Here is a 16,529-nt window from a genome sequence, read left to right on the forward strand (position 1 = left end):
TAAGGTGTTGCCCAGCGTCACGATCTGATCACGAGCGCAGCAGGACCGGGACTCCCCACCCGGTCCCCGGACCCCCGACCGGCAGCGCCGCGAGCAGATCGCTCCCCAGCGCTGAAAGGGTTGCTACGTGGCAGGTCACCGCTCCCCCCGTGGTGTGCGCGCGCCCCGCACCTCCCAGACGGGCCGCCACCAGGCCGCTCACCGGCCGCCGCCCGCCGGGCCGTCGCTCGGCACGACGGTGCTGGCCACCACCGCGGCCGTCGGCGCCGTCGCCACGGGCGCGTTCACCGCGCTCCTCCCCACCCCCGCCGACGGAACCACCACCACCGCCGCGGCGGACGCCCCCCTCGACGCCATGCTGGCGGCCGAGAGCAGCGCGCTCGAGTCGGCGGCCGCAACGGGCGTGGCGTCGGTCGCCGTACTCCCCGTCGAGCTCGCGGCCGAGTCGGTCCCGGCGGACGAGCACCTGGCCCGCCTCGTCCAGGGGGCCGAGATCGCCGAGCTCCACGCGGAGCAGGCCCGCGAGGAAGCCCGCATCGCCGCGCTGATCGAGCGTGGTGGGGTGGACGGCTGGATCGCCGAGGCCCTGCAGGTCCTCGACCTGCCGCAGGACCTCGCCTCCGGCGTCAAGAAGATCGTCATGGCCGAGTCGGGCGGCAACCCGCGCGCGATCAACAACTGGGACAGCAACGCCCGCCGCGGCACCCCGTCGCAGGGCCTGATGCAGACGATCCCCTCGACCTACAAGCACTACGTGCACCCCGAGCTCGACGGCCGCCCGATCACCGATCCGGTCGCCAACATCACCGCCGGGGTCCGGTACATGATCGACAACTACGGCATGGACACCCTCGAGAAGGGTGGCCGCAGCAACAGCGCGGGGAGCTACGTCGGGTACTGAGCGGCCCCCGGCCCTCGCTCGCCCGGGTTCCGCCGCTCCGCCGCGCACCTTCCACCCCGAGCTGCAGGGCCTGCGCGCGCTGGCCGTCACGCTCGTCGTCCTCCACCACGTCTGGACGGGCCGGGTGTCCGGCGGCGTCGACGTGTTCTTCGTGATCTCGGGCTTCCTGCTGACCGGGCAGCTCGCCCGCGCCGCCTGCCGGGGTCCGCTCGAGCTGCGCCGCCGGTGGAGCCGCATGATCCTGCGGCTGCTGCCGGCCGCCGCGACCGTGCTGCTGGGCACCGTCGTCGCCGGGGCGGTGCTGCTGCCCGAGGCGCGCTGGCAGCAGACCGTGCGCGAGATCGTCGCCAGCGCGTTCTTCGTGGAGAACTGGCAGCTGGCCGCCGACGCCGTCGACTACGCCGCCCGCTCGAACACCACGAGCGTGGTGCAGCACTTCTGGTCGCTGTCCATCCAGGTCCAGTTCTTCGTGGTGTGGCCGCTGCTCGTCGCCCTGGTGGCGCTCGTCGCGCGGCACGCCGTCCACCGCCTGCACACCCACCTGACGCTGGTGCTGCTCGGGGTGTTCATCGCCTCCCTGTCCTTCTCGGTCGCGCTCACCGCGACCGACCAGCCGCAGGCCTACTTCCACTCGCTGACCCGGGTGTGGGAGTTCGCGCTGGGCGGGCTGCTGGCGCTGTGGATCGACCGCATCCCGTGGACGCGCGACGAGCGCGTCGCCTTCGGCTGGATCGGCGTGCTCGGCCTGCTCGCCTGCGGGTTCGTGCTCGACGGCGCCTCGGTGTTCCCCGGCTGGGCCGCCCTGTGGCCGGTCGTCTGCGCGGTGCTCGTGCTGCAGGCAGGCGTCACGCGCTCCCGCTACGGCGTGGACCGCCTCCTGACGTGGCCGCCGGTGCGGCGGCTCGGCGACCTGAGCTACCCGCTCTACCTGTGGCACTGGCCGCTGCTCGTGCTGTACATGGCGAGCCGCGAGCGCGACGTCGTCGGGCCGCTGGGCGGCCTCGCCGTGCTCGCCCTCTCGGTCCTGCTCGCGGTGCTCACCTCGCGCCTCGTCGAGGCCCCGGCCCTGCGGCTTCCCGTCGGCGTCGGCGACGCCTACCGGTTCGGCGCGGCCACCTTGACCGTCGTCCTGCTCGCCGCGTCGCTGTGGCAGGCGGCCGCCACGCAGCGCGACCGTCCGTCCGACGGGCTCGGCGGACCCGAGAACCCCGGCGCCGTCGCGCTCGCCGACGGTGCGCCCGAACCGGCCCCGTTGCTCCCGGCGCCGGTGTCGGTGAACGAGGACTGGGTGCGGGTCGACGAGTGGGACTGCTCCCCGCTCCCCGGGTTCCGCACCGACGTCTGCACCCAGCCGGTGGAGTCACCGCCGGACCGCCGGATCGTGGTGGTCGGGGACTCGCACCTGCAGCAGCTCACCGGCGCGCTCATCCCGATCGCCGCGCAGCACGGCTGGCAGCTGACCACCATGCTCCGCGGCGCCTGCCCGTTCTCGACCGCGTCGGAGGTCGACCCGGACGACGCCGGGTGCGCGGCCTGGAACGACGCGGCGGCGGCCGAGATCGCCGCGCTCCGACCCGACGCCGTCGTCACCCTCGCCAGTCGCGACGTCCGCAGCGGCCGCACCGAGCAGACGCCGTCCGGATTCGTCGAGCGGTGGGCGGAGCTGGACGAGCTCGGCATCCCCGTGCTCGCCGTCCGCGACAACCCGCGGTTCGACCACTCGGTGCCCGACTGCGTCCGCCGGCATGGCCGTGACGCGCAGGGGTGCGGCGCGGACCGGGACGACGTCTACGCGCCCGAGCCGCCCTACGCGCTCCGCGAGGACGTGCCGGGCGGCGTCACCTTCCTCGACCTGGCCGACGTCGTCTGCGACGAGACCCGCTGCCCGGCCGAGATCGGCAACGTCCTGGTCTACCTCGACGACAACCACCTCACGGCCGCCTACGCCGCAACCCTCGCGCTCGTCATCGAGGACCAGGTCGTCGCGGCCGTCGGCTGACGCGCCTACGTGCCGTGGACCGGCCGCGCCCGCTGCCCGCCGACGGCGACGACGTCCCCGGCGCGCAGCTGCGCCCCCCGGCGCGTCTCCAACCGCCCGTTCACCTGGACCTCCTCGGCCTCCAGCAGCTCGCGGGCGTGCGCACCGTGCTCGGCGAGCCCGGCCAGCTTGAGGAACTGGCCGAGCCGGATCGGGTCCTCGACGATCGGGACGTCCTGGATCGGTGCACGGCTCATCGTTCCATCGTCCCGCACGGTGCCAGCAGCGCGAGCACGTCGGCCGTGGACCGCACGTCCCCGAACGTGCGGTAGACCGTCCGCAACGATGCGTTGTGCGCGGAGTCCACCACGTCGGCCGTGGCATCGGCCACGACGATCACGCGATGGCCGAGCGTGGCGGCGTCGCGCGCGCTGGACTCGCAGCAGACGCTCGTCACCGTGCCCGCCACGAGGATGGTGTCGACGCCGCGCTCGGCCAGGGCGGCGGGGAGCGTGGACCGCCCCGGGAAGAACGCGCTGGACGCGCTCTTCTCGGCCCAGACGTCTCCCGGCCGCGCGTCGAGCCCCGGCCACAGGCGCGCCGGCAGCGGGCCGGTGCCGCCGGACCCGGCGAACGCCGCCGCGACGGCGTCACCGAAGAATCCGACCGCCCAGTCCGTGGCAGGAGCGACCGCGGGCAGCACCCACGCCACCGACGCCCCGGCCGCACGTGCCGACGACGCCAGCGCGTTGACGTTCGGCACGATGCCGTGGAAGTACGGACCGGTGTCGGCGAAGAACGTCACCATGTCGATCACGACGAGGGCGGTGCGGGCCGGGTCGAGCGTCTCGTAGGCGTACCGACGCCCCCGCCGCGACTCCTGGCGGGCGTACTCGCGCTCGGGAACGGACCAGTCGTGCGGCCTGCTCGTCACCGGCCGAGCATCGCAGGGCGGGAGCTAGATTCCGCAGCGTGGTCGTCGCGCGCTCGATCGTCCTGTTCGTCCTCGCCGCCCTGGCCGAGATCGGCGGTGCCTGGCTCGTCTGGCAGGGCGTGCGGGAGCACCGCGGCCTGCTCTGGGTCGGGGCCGGAGTACTGGCGCTGGGGGCCTACGGCTTCGTCGCCACGCTGCAGCCCGACCCGCACTTCGGACGGATCCTCGCCGCCTACGGCGGGGTCTTCGTGGCCGGCTCCCTGCTGTGGGGCGTCGCGGTCGACGGCTTCCGGCCCGACCGCTACGACGTCATGGGCGCCGCGATCTGCCTCGTCGGCGTCGCTGTGATCATGTACGGGCCCCGCGGCGCCTGAAACGGGTTGGCCCGGCGGCGCGCCGGGGTCACCCTCATCCCATGGTCGATCAATCCCCCGAACACGACGCCGCACAGCACTGGGAGTCCCACGCCGCCGAATGGACCCGCTGGGCACGCGAGCCCGGTCACGACGTCTTCTGGTCCTACCGCGAGCGGTTCCGCGAGTTCGTGCCGGCGCCCGGCGCCTCGACCCTGGAGATCGGATGCGGTGAGGGGCGCATCTCCCGGGAGCTCACCGACCTGGGTCACCGGGTGACGGCCACGGACATCTCCCCGAGCCTGCTCGCCGCCGCCGAGCAGGCCGGCTCCGCCGACCGCTACCGGCTCGCCGACGCCGCCGACCTGCCCTTCGACGACGGCGAGTTCGACCGCGTGGTGGCCTACAACGTGCTGATGGACGTGCCGGACATGCCTGCGGCCGTCGCGGAGGCCGCCCGCGTCCTGGCTCCGGGCGGCCACCTGACCATCTCGATCGTCCACCCGTTCATCGACCGCGGCGCGTTCGCCGACGACGGGCCCGAGGCCGTCTTCGAGGTCAGGGGCAGCTACTACGAGCGCAAGCACTTCGTCGGCACCGAGCAGCGCGGCGGGCACGTGATGCACTTCGCCGGCTGGTCCCACCCGCTGCACGACTACACCGCCGCTCTCACCGACGCGGGCTTGGCGATCACGGCGCTGCACGAGCCCCGCCCGGGCGAGGCCGGGAACGGCGACGCCGCGGTCGCGCGGTGGAACCGCCTGCCCCTCTTCCTGTGGCTCGACGCCACGCACCTGCGCTGACGGCTGGCTCAGGATCGGCGAGGCCTCTGGGAGAGCACGCCGGCCAGGACGACGACGAGCAGGCCGGCCGCCGGGACCACGACCAGGCCCAGGCGCAGGCTGCTCGCGTCGGCGACCGCACCGACCACGGGCGGCGACAGCAGGAAGCCCAGCCGCATCAACCAGGAGACGACGGTCAGGCCCGTGCCCGCCTTCAGGCCCGGGAGCTCGTCGGCCTCGTGCATCGCGGCGGGCACCAGTGTGGCCACGCCCAGGCCGGCCGCCGCGAACCCCAGGATCGTCCCGGGAACGGTCGGGAACGCCAGTGCGAGTCCCATGCCGCCCGCGGCCACCAGCCCACCGGCGATCGCGACCGTGCGCTGCCCGAACCGGTCGACGAGCCGGTCCCCGCACAGGCGCCCGACGAACTGCGCACCCACCAGGGCGATGTACCCCCAGGCCGCGACGGCGACGGGGGCGGCGAGCGGGCCGGAGAGGTAGATCGCGGCCCACGAGTTGCCCGCGTCCTCCACGACGGTGGCGGCCATGGCGATGAGCACCAGAGCCGCGACGACGAGCGCCGTACGGCTGCCGATCCCCCGGCTGCCGCCGGATGCGTTCCGACCGGCGGCGGTGGCCTCGTCGGCGGGCTCCGTCTCCGGGCCCGGGAGGCAGAACCGCAGGGCCACCAGTGCGACGACGGCGAACAGCCCCGCGGAGACGGCCAGGTGGATCCCCCGCGGCAGGCCCGCGGCGATCGCCCCGGCGGCCATCGCGCCGCCGGTCACCGCGCCGATCGACCAGACGGCGTGGAAGGAGTTGATGATCGAGCGGCCGTACCGGCGCTGCACCCGCAACCCGTGGGCGTTCTGCGCCACGTCGGTGATCGCGTCCATCGCCCCGGCCAGGAACAACGCGGCGGCGAACGCCCACACCGAGGGCGAGACACCGGCGACGAGCGCGCCCGCACCGGTCAGCACCGTGCCGGCCGTCGCCGCCCTCGCCGACCCGAAGCGGCGCACGAGCACCCCGGCGGCCGCTCCGGCGAGGATCGCGCCGGTGGGGAACGCCGCGACCGACAGCCCGTAGACGGCGTTGCTGAGGCCCAGGTCGTCCTTGATCTGGGGGTAGCGCGGGATCAGGTTGGCGAACAGCGCGCCGTTCGTGAAGAACAGCGCCGCCACCGCGGCACGCGCGCGCCGGTCTTCCAGGGCCGGCCCGGCCACGGACTCCACGCTCATGCGTACGATCGTACGCATCGCGTCGGAGTGGCGAGCTGTGAACACCGCCTCAGGAGCACGGGGAGGCAGGACCATGACCGGGAACGAGCGCACCACGCCGACCCGCCGCTTCGACCCGCACCGGCGCGACCGCATCATCGACACCTGCCTCGACGTGATCGCCGAGTCCGGCGTCGCAGGCACCTCCCACCGGAGGGTGGCCGCGGCCGCCGGCGTCCCGCTCGGGTCGATGACCTACCACTTCGCCGGCATCGACGAGCTCCTGCACGAAGCCTTCACCCGCTTCGCCCACTCCGTGAGCGACCGGTTCGTGCAGCAGATGGCCGCCGCCGACGACCTCGCCTCCGCGCGGCGCGCCGTCACCGACCTGATCACCCGCCACACCCTGGCCGACCAGCGCGACCTCGTCCTGACCCAGGAGCTCTACACCCTGGCCGCCCGCGACCCCCGCTACCGGCGGATCACCAACGCCTGGATGGCCCGCAGCCGCGCCGCGCTCGAACGGCACTTCGACCCGACGACCGCGCGCCTGCTGGACGCGCTGATCGAGGGCCTGACGCTGCACCGCGCCCTCGACACCGAACCCCATGACAGCGCCACGGTGTTCGAGGCGGTGCACCGCATCACCGGGGGCGCCGGGTGAGCCGCAGCGCGATCAGGTCAGGGCCAGGTGCACGGCCCACCACGCCAGCCCGGCCAGCAGCAGCCCGGCGACCACACTGCCGACCAGGTTCGCCGCCGCGGAGGCCGGGCGCCGACCTTCGAGCAGGGCGACGCTCTCGTAGCTGAAGGTGCTGTAGGTGGTCAGCGCGCCGCAGAACCCGGTGCCCACCGCCGCCTGCAACGCGGCCGGGACCACCCCGACCGGGAGCGCCGTGGCGGCGCCGGTGAGCGCGCCGAGCACCACCGAGCCGACCATGTTGACCGTCAACGTGCCCCACGGGAACCGGCTGCCGCAGCGGGCCTGCACCGCCCGGTCGAGCGTGTACCGCAGTGGTGCGCCGACCGCGGCGCCGAGCGCCACCCACAGCGCCGTCAACCCGCTCACCTGCCGGCCCCCGCCCGCCACGCAGCGTGCCCGAGCAGCAGCCGGGTCCCCACGACCCCGAGCACGCACGCCACGACCGCCAGCACCGGCGTCGCGACGGCATAGCCCAGGGCGGCGACCGGCCGGCCCGCCTGCACCAGGGACAGCGCGTCCACGGTGGCGGTGGAGAAGGTGGTGTAGCCACCCAGCACCCCCACCCCCAGGAACGGCCGGACCAGCCGGTGCGGCGCCACCCGCTCGGTGATCACGACCATCAGCACCCCGATCAGGACGCACCCCGACACGTTCGTCAGGAACGTGGACCACGGCCAGTCCGCCTGGCCGTGCGGCAGCACGACCGCGAGCGCGTAGCGCGCCTCGGCACCCAGCACGCCACCCGCCGCGATCGCCCCCAGCACGTCCCACCGGCGCCCTGCGGTCTCGCGGCGCTGCGCCGGTACCCGCAGATCGACGTCGGGGTCGACGACCCCGGGCCCGCCGCCCTCCGGCTGCCGCGGCTCGGACGCCTCGGCCCGCTCCTGATCACGCCTGCCCTCGACCACCGCCGCCCCTCGCACGCATCCGCCGGAGCAAGTCCGTGCTCGCCGGCGCCACCCGCAGTTCCGCCATGCCGGTAGGAGCCATCAGCCCGGGCGGGCGGTCGAAGGCGAGCCCCATCGCCTGCGCGGCAACGCTACTCGGCCGACCGGCTCGGCGTGCCGGACCTCATGCGCCTGGCGACGTCGCGCACTGCAGGACCCGGACATGCGAAGACCCCCAGGAGATCTCCTGGGGGTCTTCGCGGTAGTAGCGGGGGTAGGATTCGAACCTACGACCTCTGGGTTATGAGCCCAGCGAGCTACCGAGCTGCTCCACCCCGCGCCGTGGTGTACCTCTTTGCTGTTGTGCCTCTAACTGTACACCTCCCCGAAACGCTCCTGCAGGGGGGTCCCCTACGGCCGGAGCAAGCCGCTGACCAGGCCGGGAACCGTGTTGCGACGATCGCGCACGCTGATCCGGGCCGTGCCGGTGCTGGGGCGGCGCGGCCTCTCGGCCGTGGTGGCCCTCCGGCCGACCGGCGCGCGCCGCGCTGACACACCGACTTCCGCGTTCACGCAGCAACTGCAGTCGGTGTCCGAGCGCAGGAATCGGTGTGTGAAGCCGATGTCGGTGTGGGAGCTGCGGCCCGACGAACGTACGTGGCGGAGAGCGATCTCGGGAACGCTGAGACGCCTCGCCGTGCACGGTCAGCCCTCGATGCAGCCCGGCAGCTGCCGCGACGCGTCGAGGAACTCGATCCCCAGCACCCGACCATCGGAGGCCAGGTCGACGACAAGGCCGACATCGCCTGCCCGGCTCGTCACCGGGATGCTCTCCGCGACGTCACCCTCCGCCCGGGGGCCGAGCGCCAGATAGGCGGCATTCGCCGAAGGGTCGTACGTGAGATCCATCGCATCCGCTCCTGCCGAATATCGTGCCCGGGCGGGTGGTCGTCGGTCACGCCCCCGGTTTCGGTCCACGCACCCCGTCGACGGGTGGCGTCGGCGCAGACGGGGGGCGTGGACGAGCGTCGGGACCCGGAGCCGGCCCCGGAACCACCGAAGGAGCCGCACTGCCGCTCAGAAGCTCTGAGACAGCAGTACGGCTCCAGGGTGTGCCGGCTTTTCGGGCCGGGTCAGCCGCCCGGCGTCGGAGCGGGAGCCGCGGGGGCTTGCCCGTTCGCCTGCTGGAACTGCTGCACCGCCGCGTCCAGCGCCTGCAACGCCCGGCCCTGTGCGGCGAAGTCACCGCTCTGGTTGGCCGCCCGCAGGTCGGCGATGGCCTGCTGGATCGCCGTGGCCGCCGTGGCGACCTGCGGACTGGGCGTGCCCGGAGTTCCTGCGGGAGCCGGCGCGGCACCGGCCTCCGCCGGCGCCGGGGCGCCCGGCGCCGTCGGCACCGCCGCGCCGGCACCCGCGCCGAACACCTGGTCGAGCGCTGCCTGCAGACCCGGGGCGAAGCCGACCCGGCCGTTGTAGAAGACCAGCACCCGCGCCAGCTGCGGATAGCTGCTCTCCTGGTTGGCCCGCTCGATGTACACGGGTTCCACGAACAGCAGTCCGCCGGCCACCGGCAACGTCAGCAGGTTGCCGTACTCCACCGTGCTCTGCCCGTTGCGCGAGAGCAGACCGATCTGCTCACTCACTTCGGGCGAGCTGATGAGCCGGCTCTGCACGAGTTGTGGGCCCTGGGTCGTGGTGTTGTCGGGCAATCGGAGCAAGGTCATCTGCCCGTACGTCTCGGGATCGGAGCTCACCGAGAGGTAGGCGGACAGGAACTCACGTTCCTGGAACACCAGCGCGCTGGTGAGCTGGAACCCGGGATCGGTGGAGCCCGGCTGCCCGGGTTGGCCGGCCAGCACGTAGTACGGCGGCTGCGGGAGCGCACCGCCGCTACCACCCGTGTTCTGCGGCGACGGGTCGGACGGCACGTTCCAGAACGACACGTTGTTGTAGAAGTCGCCCGGCGTGTCGACGTGGTAGCGCGTGAGCAGCTCCCGCTGGACCTTGAACTGGTCCTCCGGGTACCGGAGGTGCTGCCGCAGGCTGTCGCTGATCTCGGCGGCCGGCTTGACGCTGCCCGGGAACGTCTTCATCCAGGTCTGCAGGACGGGGTCGGCCTCGTCGAACGCGTACAGGTCGACCGTGCCGTCGTAGGCGTCGACGGTGGCCTTCACCGAGTTGCGCAGGTAGCTGACGTCGCGGTCGAGCTCCGGGCGGACGCCGCCCTGGCCGGGCTGCAGCGCGTCGGCGGTCGACTCGCCGAGCGGGGTGCGCTCCGCGTAGGGGTAGTTCTCGAGCGTGGTGTAGCCGTCGACGATCCACTTGATGCGCCCGTCCACGACGGCCGGGTACGGGTCGCCGTCGGTGGTGAGCCACGGCGCCACCGCCTGGACCCGGTCCGCCGGGTCGCGCACGTACATGATCTTCGAGTTCTCGTTGATCGAGCTGTTGAACAGGATGTTCCGCTCGCCGTAGAACAGCGCGAAGACCAGCCGGTTGACGATGTTGCCCAGCGGCACGCCGCCCTGGCCCGCGTAGGTGTAGCGCTCGGTGTCCGAGTCGTACTCGACGGGCGGCCCGCCCTCCTCGGCGCCCACGATGGAGTAGGTGTCCATCAGCTCGCCGTAGTAGGTGCGCGGCTCCGCCACGCGGAGGCTCTCGGGGATGTCCGGGTTGTCCGCCGTGCCGGTGTCGATGCTCGTGAACACCGGCAGGCCGCCCTCGCCGCCCTCGTCCTCGAGCTCGGCGTTGATCGCGTTGGCCGGCGCGACGACCATCCCGTTGCCGTGCGTGTAGACCAGGTGCTGGTTGATCCACTCGGTCTGGTTGCCGGAGAGCCCGCTCGTGTCCAGCTCCCGCAGCGCCACGACGTAGTCCTGCAGCTGCCCGTCGACCTGGTAGCGGTCGATGTCCAGCTGCGCCGGGAAGCCGTAGAAGGCACGCAGCTGCTGGAACTGGGTGAACGTCCGCTCGACCTTCGCCGGGTCGAGCAGCCGGATGTTGGGGATCGTGGCCGTCTCGGCGCGGACCTCGGCCGGGGTGGCCTCGGACTGCCCGCTGTAGGAGATCTCGTTGATGTCCGTGAGCCCGAACGCCTGACGGGTGGCCTCGATGTTGCGCTCGATCGACAGCGCCTCGCGCTGCTGCGCGTTGGGCGCCACCGAGAACTGCTGCAGCACCTGCGGCCAGGCCGCCCCGATCAGGACGCTGGAGAGCACCAGCAGCACGGTGGCGATGGCCGGCAGCTGCAGGTTGCGGCGGAACACCGCGGCGAAGAAGGCCGCGGCGCAGATCACCGAGATGAACAGCAGGATCAGCTTCGCCGGCATCACCGCGTTGAGGTCCGTGTAGGTGGCACCGGTGAAGATGTCGCTGCGCTGGCTGAACAGCAGCTCGTAGCGGTCGAGGTAGTAGGCCACCGCCTTGAGCAGCACGAAGACGCCGGCGAGGATCGCCAGCTGCGCCCTCGCCGCCGACGAGACCTGGCCCGCCCGCCCGGTGAGCCGGATGCCGCCGAAGATGTAGTGCGTGACCAGCGACACCACGAAGCTGATGGCGACCGCGACGAACAGCCAGTCGAGCACGTAGCGCAGGAACGGCAGCTGGAACGCGTAGAAGCTGACGTCGATGTTGAACTCCGGGTCCGTGACGCCGAACGGCGTGGAGTTCAGGAACATCTGCACGGTCTGCCAGTCGCCCTGGGCGGCGAGGCCCGCGATCACGCCGATGACCACGGGGATGCCGATGGCGAACAGCCGCAGCCGCTGGATGATGACGGTGCGGTAGCGCGCGATCGGGTCCTCGGGCCCGCTCACGGGCACGAAGACCGGCCGCGTGCGGTAGGCGATCCACAGCGACAGCGCCACGAGGCCGCCGATCAGCAGGGCGCCGACCAGGAACTGCACGATCTGCGTGAACAGGACCGTGGTGAACACGCCGCGGAAGCCGACCTCGCCGAACCACAGCCAGTCGACGTAGAAGTTGATCAGACGTGAGCCACCCAGCAGCAGCAGCACCAGCAGCCCGGCGACGGCGAGCAGGATCCGGGTTCGGCGGGTCAGCGACGGGGCTCCCACCGGGGGCCGCATGGCCACAGGGCACGCTCCAGCAGTTCGGGTGTGGGCTGCGAGGCGCCCGTACCGGTCCGGTGCGGCGGCGACGTGCTCGGATCGCCCCCGGCCAGGCTGGCCGCGCGCCCTGCTGTCCCAACTCTACGGACACGGTGTGGAGTTCCCGTTCGGGCCTCTTATGTCCGGTTCGTTACCTGCGACACCGACTCGCGCGGAGTCGGGTCAGCAGGACGGGACGGGCTGTCCGGCGTTCAGCGCCTCGAGGGCGAGTACCGCGTCGTGCAGCGCGGTGACGCGGATGAGCTGCAGGCCGGGGTTGGTCTCCACCGCCTCGGCGCAGTTGGCGTCCGGGACGAGGAAGACCGTGGCGCCCTCGTCGTGCGCGCGCGCCATCTTGAACGGGATCCCGTTGATCGGTGTGACCGTCCCGCTCGCGTCGATCGCGCCGGTGCCCGCGATGAAGCGGCCGCCCGTGAGCTCGCCGGGGGTGAGCTTGTCGACCACGGCGAGGGAGAACATCAGACCCGCCGACGGTCCGCCGACCCCGCCGAGGCTGATCCGGATGTCGCCGTCCCGCAGCACGGCGCCGAGGATCACACCGAGCATGCCCTGCGCGCCGTCCGGCCGGGCCACCAGGGTGATGTCCTGCTCCCGCACCTCCGCCCCGCGCCGGAACCGCACCGTGACCGCGTCACCGGGCCGCGTCGTCGTCAGCAGCTCGGAGACCTCGCTCACCGAGTCCATCGGCTGCTGCGCCACCGCGAGCAGCTCGTCGCCGGGCTGGAGGACGGCGGCCGCAGGGGTGTCGGGCACCAGGGCGGACACGACGACCGTGGCGGGGATCTGCAGCTCCGCGAGCGCGGCCGCCTCGGCGTTCGCCTCCGACGAGGAGAACTGCGCGGTGTTCTGCTCCTGGATCTCGTCGAGCGACATGTCCGACGGGAAGATCGGCTCGCGCGGCACCACCTGGCTGTCGGACGCCGCCCAGAACCCCAACGCCGAGAACATCGTCAACCGGTCGGTGACCGACACGGTGGTCATGTTCAACTGTCCCGACGTCGGGTACGACGGCTGGCCCTCGACCGTGACGACGGGATCTCCCTCGATCTCGCTCAAGGTGTCGTAGGTCGGCCCGGGCCCCAGCGCCACCATGGGCACGGGCAGCGTGGCACCGAGCACCCCGAGGGCCAGCGCCAGCATGCCCGCGGAGGCGGCGGTCCACGTCCGACGATTCACGACCTCACAGCCTATGGGGCGGCCTCGTGGGGTCTTCGCACGGTGGCGGATTGCGGCCCAGCGCGAACAGCTGAGCAGCGGCGACCCGCGTACCGTGGACGCCATGAGTGACATCCCGTTCGGCTTCGGATCCGCCGACCGCGACCCCGACGACGAGCGGCGCCGCGAGGCCGAGCGCCGTGGCGACGGGCCCGCCGATCCCTTCGGGTTCGGCGACATCCCCGGCATGCCCGGGGGTGGATTCCCGGGGATGCCGGGCATGCCCGGCGGGGCGGGTGGCTTCGATGTCAACCAGCTCGGCCAGATGCTCACCCAGCTCGGGCAGATGCTCAGCCAGGCGCAGAACAGCGGCGACGGTCCGGTCAACTACGACCTCGCCGCGCAGATGGCACGCCAGCGCCTCGCGGCCACGACCTCGTCGCTCACCGGCGCGCAGCGCGCGGCCGTCAGCGACGCGGTGAAGCTCGCCGAGCTGTGGCTCGACGCCGCCACCGACTTCCCGGCGGGCGCCACCGAGACCAAGGCGTGGTCGGCGAGCGAGTGGGTCGACGCCAGCCTGCCCACCTGGAAGCGGCTGTGCGACCCGGTCGCCCAGCGCGTCTCGAGCGCGTGGGTGGAGGCCATGCCCGAGGAGGTCCGCTCCGCGGCGGGTCCGATGATCGCGATGCTCGGCCAGATGGGCGGGCTCGCGTTCGGCAGCCAGCTCGGCAACGGCCTCGCCCAGCTCGCCGCCGAGGTCCTCACCTCCACCGACATCGGCGTGCCCGTGGGGCCCGACCGGGTGGCCGCCCTGCTGCCGGAGAACGTCGAGAAGCTCACGAAGGACCTCGACCGCCCGTCCAGCGAGGTGATGATCTTCCTCGCCGCGCGCGAGGCCGCGCACCAGCGCCTGTTCGCCCACGTGCCGTGGCTCAAGGAGCGCCTGCTGGGCACGGTCGAGGAGTACGCGCGCGGCATCCGCGTCGACTCCTCGCGGATCGAGGAGCTCGCCCGCGGCATCGACCCGTCCAACCCGGCCGCGATCGAGGAGGCGATGCAGTCGGGCATGTTCGAGCCGGAGACCACACCGGAGCAGAAGGCCGCCCTCGCCCGGCTCGAGACCCTGCTGGCGCTGATCGAGGGCTGGGTCGATGCGGTCGTGGCCGAGGCCGTCGGCGAGCGGCTCCCCGGCGCTGACGCGCTGCGCGAGACGCTGCGCCGCCGCCGTGGCGCCGGTGGTCCCGCCGAGCAGGCGTTCGCCACGGTCGTCGGGCTTGAGCTGCGCCCCCGCCGGCTCCGGGCCGCCGCCGAGCTGTGGAAGCTGCTCGGCGAGCAGCGCGGCGTGGCAGGCCGCGACGCGCTGTGGGCCCACCCCGACCTCGTCCCGTCCGCGGACGACCTGGACGACCCCGCCGGGTTCGTCGGGCGCGCGGAGCTGGCCGACCCGATCGCCGAGCTGGAGAAGCTGGCAGGCGAGAAGGCTCCGGAGGAGGGCAGCGGCGCCGAGCGCGCTCAGCGCGCCGACGAGTCCGACGGACCCGACAAGACCGACGGCCCCGACGACACCGGGGGTCCGCGGCAGAGCTGACCGCGCGCGGCGGGCCCGAGGGCGCACTCGGTCCACGCGGCAGGCCTGGGACGCCCGCACACACCTCCGCGGCCCGCACAGGCACCCGGATGCCTGTGCCGGCATCGTCAGGTGCGTGCGAGCGGACGGGACCGGGTGGCCGGCGCGACGGCGAGCGTCAGCCTGCCGCCTCGGTGGCCTCCGGCTCGTCGCCGTCGGTGCCCGTCAACCCGAGGCCTGCGGCCGCGGACAGACCCTCCAGGTAGCCGATCGCGCGCTCGGCGCGGGGGTAGCGGTGCACCCAGGCCCAGAAGCGCGCGTCGTGGCCGGGCTCGAGCAGGTGCGTGAGCTCGTGCACCAGCACGTAGTCGACCACCCAGCCCGGGGCGTCGCGCAGCCGCTCGCTGATCCGGATGGTGCCGTCCGCCGGGGTGCAGGACGCCCACCGCGTGCGCATCGGCGGCACCCAGCGCACCGACGTGGGCCGGGCCTTGCCGTCCAGGAAGCGCCGCGAGAGCTCCGTGCAGCGCCGCTGCAGCGCGTCGTCGCCGGTGCGGCCGGGCGAGCGGCGGCGCGCCTCGCTGCGCTCCAGCCTGCGGACCATCTCGTCCACCCACCGGCGTTCCTCGGCGTCGCTCATCCAGCCGGGGATGAACACGACGACCGTGTCGCCCTCGCGCCGGGCACTGACCATGCGCCGGCGGCGGTCACTGCGCCGGACCTCCACGACCGCGGGCTGCGCCATCGGGCCAGCCTAGTGCCCCGTGCAGGCCGGGCCGGATTCATCCACAGGGGCTGTGGACAGCGGGAGCGGGCCGACGGGTCCCTGGTCGACGATCGGGTCATGACCGCGCCTCCCGCTCCGCTGCCGGACGCACTCCGGCTGCCGCCCCACCGCTCCGTGCTGCGACTCGGCCCCGGTTCCCGGCTGCTGGGCCTCGATCCCGCCTCGGCGCTCGCCGTCGAGGACCTCCCGCACGCGCTCGCCGAGATGCTGGACGAGCTCGCCCGCCCCGTTCCCACCGCGCAGCTCGTCGGGCGGGCCGTCGCCCGCGGCGCGGCCGCGGTCGAGGCGGAAGGGCTGCTGCGCGAGCTCCTCGCGGCCGGTGCCGTGATCGACGCCGCGGGAGCCGAACGCCGGGAACGGCGGCGCGCGGAGAGCACCGTGCTCGTCGCCGGGGGCGGCCCGCTCGCCGTCGGGGTGCTGCTCGGGCTGGCGGCGGCCGGGGTCGGCGCGGTGCACGTCACGACGTCCGGCACCGTGCTCGCCGCGGACCTCGGCACCGGCTACGTCGACGCCGACCGCGGCCGTGCGCGGGAGGCGGCCACCGCCGCCGCGCTGGAGCGGCTGCTCCCCGGAGCCCGCACCGGGCCGCCGCCGCAACGGGTCGTGCCCGATCTCGTCGTGCTGGCCGACGCGGCCGCGTCCGATCCGGTGCACGTCGCCGCGCTGCACGCGGACGGCACCGCGCACCTGCCGGTGCGGCTGCGCGACGGCGCCGGGATCGTCGGGCCGCTGGTCCTGCCCGGGCGCACCACCTGCCTCGGCTGCCTCGAGCTCGAACGGTGTGCGCGCGACCCGGGCTGGCCGACGGTGTCCGCGCAGCTGGTCGGCACACCGGGGAACGCCGATCCGGCGTGCGTCGCCGCCACCGCGGGACTCGCCACCGCGCAGGCCCTCGCCGCGCTCGACGCCCTCACCGGCCCGGGAGCGGAGCCGGTGCCCACGGTGGACGCCACCGTGGAGCTCGACGTCGATCAGGCCGTTCTCACCCGGCGCGGCTGGTCGCCGCATCCCTCCTGCGGGTGCGGTGCGGCGCGCGGTGGGACGAGACACGGTGCAGCGACATGCGCGGAAGGTCGCGCTGGGGACACAATCGAGGGGTGAACGAGCTCACGAGCCGCAACACCGGGGCCCC

General features: G+C 73.5%; 16 protein-coding genes, 1 tRNA gene and 1 riboswitch. Of the genes, 7 read left to right on the forward strand and 10 right to left on the reverse strand.

Annotated features, from left to right (window positions below; translation table 11 throughout):
* Positions 1-127: 127 nt before the first annotated feature.
* Both FB558_RS39830 and FB558_RS39835 read left to right on the forward strand, forming a co-directional pair.
* The gene (locus FB558_RS39830; RefSeq protein ID WP_142063891.1) at positions 128-901 is read left to right on the forward strand and encodes a transglycosylase SLT domain-containing protein; all 774 of its coding nucleotides are present in this window, start codon (positions 128-130) and stop codon (positions 899-901) included.
* On the forward strand, positions 861-2,900 hold the full coding sequence (locus tag FB558_RS39835) for an acyltransferase family protein (protein WP_142063894.1): 2,040 nt from the start codon (positions 861-863) through the stop codon (positions 2,898-2,900). The genes FB558_RS39830 and FB558_RS39835 overlap by 41 nt, the downstream gene beginning before the upstream one ends.
* A 5-nt stretch (positions 2,901-2,905) precedes the next feature.
* On the opposite strand, the gene FB558_RS39840 is transcribed toward FB558_RS39835, so the two are convergent.
* Both FB558_RS39840 and FB558_RS39845 read right to left on the reverse strand, forming a co-directional pair.
* The gene (locus FB558_RS39840) at positions 2,906-3,136 is read right to left on the reverse strand and encodes an RNA-binding S4 domain-containing protein (RefSeq protein ID WP_142063897.1); all 231 of its coding nucleotides are present in this window, start codon (positions 3,134-3,136) and stop codon (positions 2,906-2,908) included.
* Positions 3,133-3,813 (reverse strand): cysteine hydrolase family protein, encoded by a 681-nt coding sequence (locus FB558_RS39845; RefSeq protein ID WP_142063900.1) that lies wholly within the window; start codon positions 3,811-3,813, stop codon positions 3,133-3,135. Before FB558_RS39845 ends, FB558_RS39840 begins: the two co-directional genes overlap by 4 nt.
* A gap of 38 nt (positions 3,814-3,851) precedes the next feature.
* Here FB558_RS39845 and FB558_RS39850 point away from each other — a divergent pair, with 38 nt between their 5' ends.
* A complete protein-coding gene (locus tag FB558_RS39850; protein WP_142063903.1) occupies positions 3,852-4,187 on the forward strand; it encodes a YnfA family protein in 336 nt (111 codons plus the stop codon).
* A 41-nt stretch (positions 4,188-4,228) separates the two neighbouring features.
* Positions 4,229-4,969, forward strand: coding sequence for a class I SAM-dependent methyltransferase (locus FB558_RS39855; RefSeq protein ID WP_142063906.1), 741 nt, complete (start codon positions 4,229-4,231; stop codon positions 4,967-4,969).
* Positions 4,970-4,977: 8 nt separating this feature from the next.
* Here the strand turns inward: FB558_RS39855 and FB558_RS39860 are convergent, their stop codons facing one another.
* Positions 4,978-6,189: an MFS transporter gene (locus tag FB558_RS39860; RefSeq protein WP_170231777.1), complete on the reverse strand. Its 1,212-nt coding sequence runs from the start codon at positions 6,187-6,189 to the stop codon at positions 4,978-4,980.
* Between the two features lie 73 nt (positions 6,190-6,262).
* Between FB558_RS39860 and FB558_RS39865 the strand changes: the two genes are divergently transcribed.
* Positions 6,263-6,832 carry a TetR/AcrR family transcriptional regulator gene (locus tag FB558_RS39865; RefSeq protein ID WP_142063909.1) on the forward strand — a complete coding sequence of 190 codons (570 nt, stop codon included), beginning with the start codon at positions 6,263-6,265 and terminating at the stop codon, positions 6,830-6,832.
* A 12-nt stretch (positions 6,833-6,844) separates the two neighbouring features.
* On the opposite strand, the gene crcB is transcribed toward FB558_RS39865, so the two are convergent.
* The 6 genes from crcB to FB558_RS39895 all read right to left on the reverse strand — a co-directional run bounded on the left by crcB (position 6,845) and on the right by FB558_RS39895 (position 13,064).
* Positions 6,845-7,228 (reverse strand): fluoride efflux transporter CrcB, encoded by a 384-nt coding sequence (gene crcB / locus FB558_RS39870; RefSeq protein WP_142063912.1) that lies wholly within the window; start codon positions 7,226-7,228, stop codon positions 6,845-6,847.
* Positions 7,229-7,233: 5 nt separating this feature from the next.
* Positions 7,234-7,779 (reverse strand): fluoride efflux transporter FluC, encoded by a 546-nt coding sequence (locus FB558_RS39875; protein ID WP_342787734.1) that lies wholly within the window; start codon positions 7,777-7,779, stop codon positions 7,234-7,236.
* A 65-nt stretch (positions 7,780-7,844) separates the two neighbouring features.
* Positions 7,845-7,907, reverse strand: a riboswitch (Fluoride riboswitch).
* Positions 7,908-8,024: 117 nt separating this feature from the next.
* Positions 8,025-8,098: transfer RNA gene (locus tag FB558_RS39880), tRNA-Met, on the reverse strand.
* A 365-nt stretch (positions 8,099-8,463) separates the two neighbouring features.
* A complete protein-coding gene (locus FB558_RS39885) occupies positions 8,464-8,667 on the reverse strand; it encodes a DUF2283 domain-containing protein (protein WP_142063915.1) in 204 nt (67 codons plus the stop codon).
* 224 nt (positions 8,668-8,891) lie between these two features.
* Positions 8,892-11,846 (reverse strand): UPF0182 family protein, encoded by a 2,955-nt coding sequence (locus FB558_RS39890; protein ID WP_170231778.1) that lies wholly within the window; start codon positions 11,844-11,846, stop codon positions 8,892-8,894.
* 204 nt (positions 11,847-12,050) lie between these two features.
* A complete protein-coding gene (locus tag FB558_RS39895; RefSeq protein ID WP_142063921.1) occupies positions 12,051-13,064 on the reverse strand; it encodes a YlbL family protein in 1,014 nt (337 codons plus the stop codon).
* A gap of 103 nt (positions 13,065-13,167) precedes the next feature.
* Here FB558_RS39895 and FB558_RS39900 point away from each other — a divergent pair, with 103 nt between their 5' ends.
* Positions 13,168-14,631: a zinc-dependent metalloprotease gene (locus FB558_RS39900; protein WP_142063924.1), complete on the forward strand. Its 1,464-nt coding sequence runs from the start codon at positions 13,168-13,170 to the stop codon at positions 14,629-14,631.
* A 157-nt stretch (positions 14,632-14,788) separates the two neighbouring features.
* Here FB558_RS39900 and FB558_RS39905 read toward each other — a convergent pair whose 3' ends face one another.
* Positions 14,789-15,355 carry a M48 metallopeptidase family protein gene (locus tag FB558_RS39905; protein ID WP_142063927.1) on the reverse strand — a complete coding sequence of 189 codons (567 nt, stop codon included), beginning with the start codon at positions 15,353-15,355 and terminating at the stop codon, positions 14,789-14,791.
* Between the two features lie 99 nt (positions 15,356-15,454).
* Between FB558_RS39905 and FB558_RS39910 the strand changes: the two genes are divergently transcribed.
* Positions 15,455-16,498, forward strand: a complete 1,044-nt coding sequence (locus tag FB558_RS39910; RefSeq protein ID WP_142063930.1) for a TOMM precursor leader peptide-binding protein — start codon at positions 15,455-15,457, stop codon at positions 16,496-16,498.
* Positions 16,499-16,529 lie beyond the last annotated feature (31 nt).

Origin of the sequence: Pseudonocardia kunmingensis (assembly GCF_006716445.1) — a bacterium.
Lineage (GTDB): Bacteria > Actinomycetota > Actinomycetes > Mycobacteriales > Pseudonocardiaceae > Pseudonocardia > Pseudonocardia kunmingensis.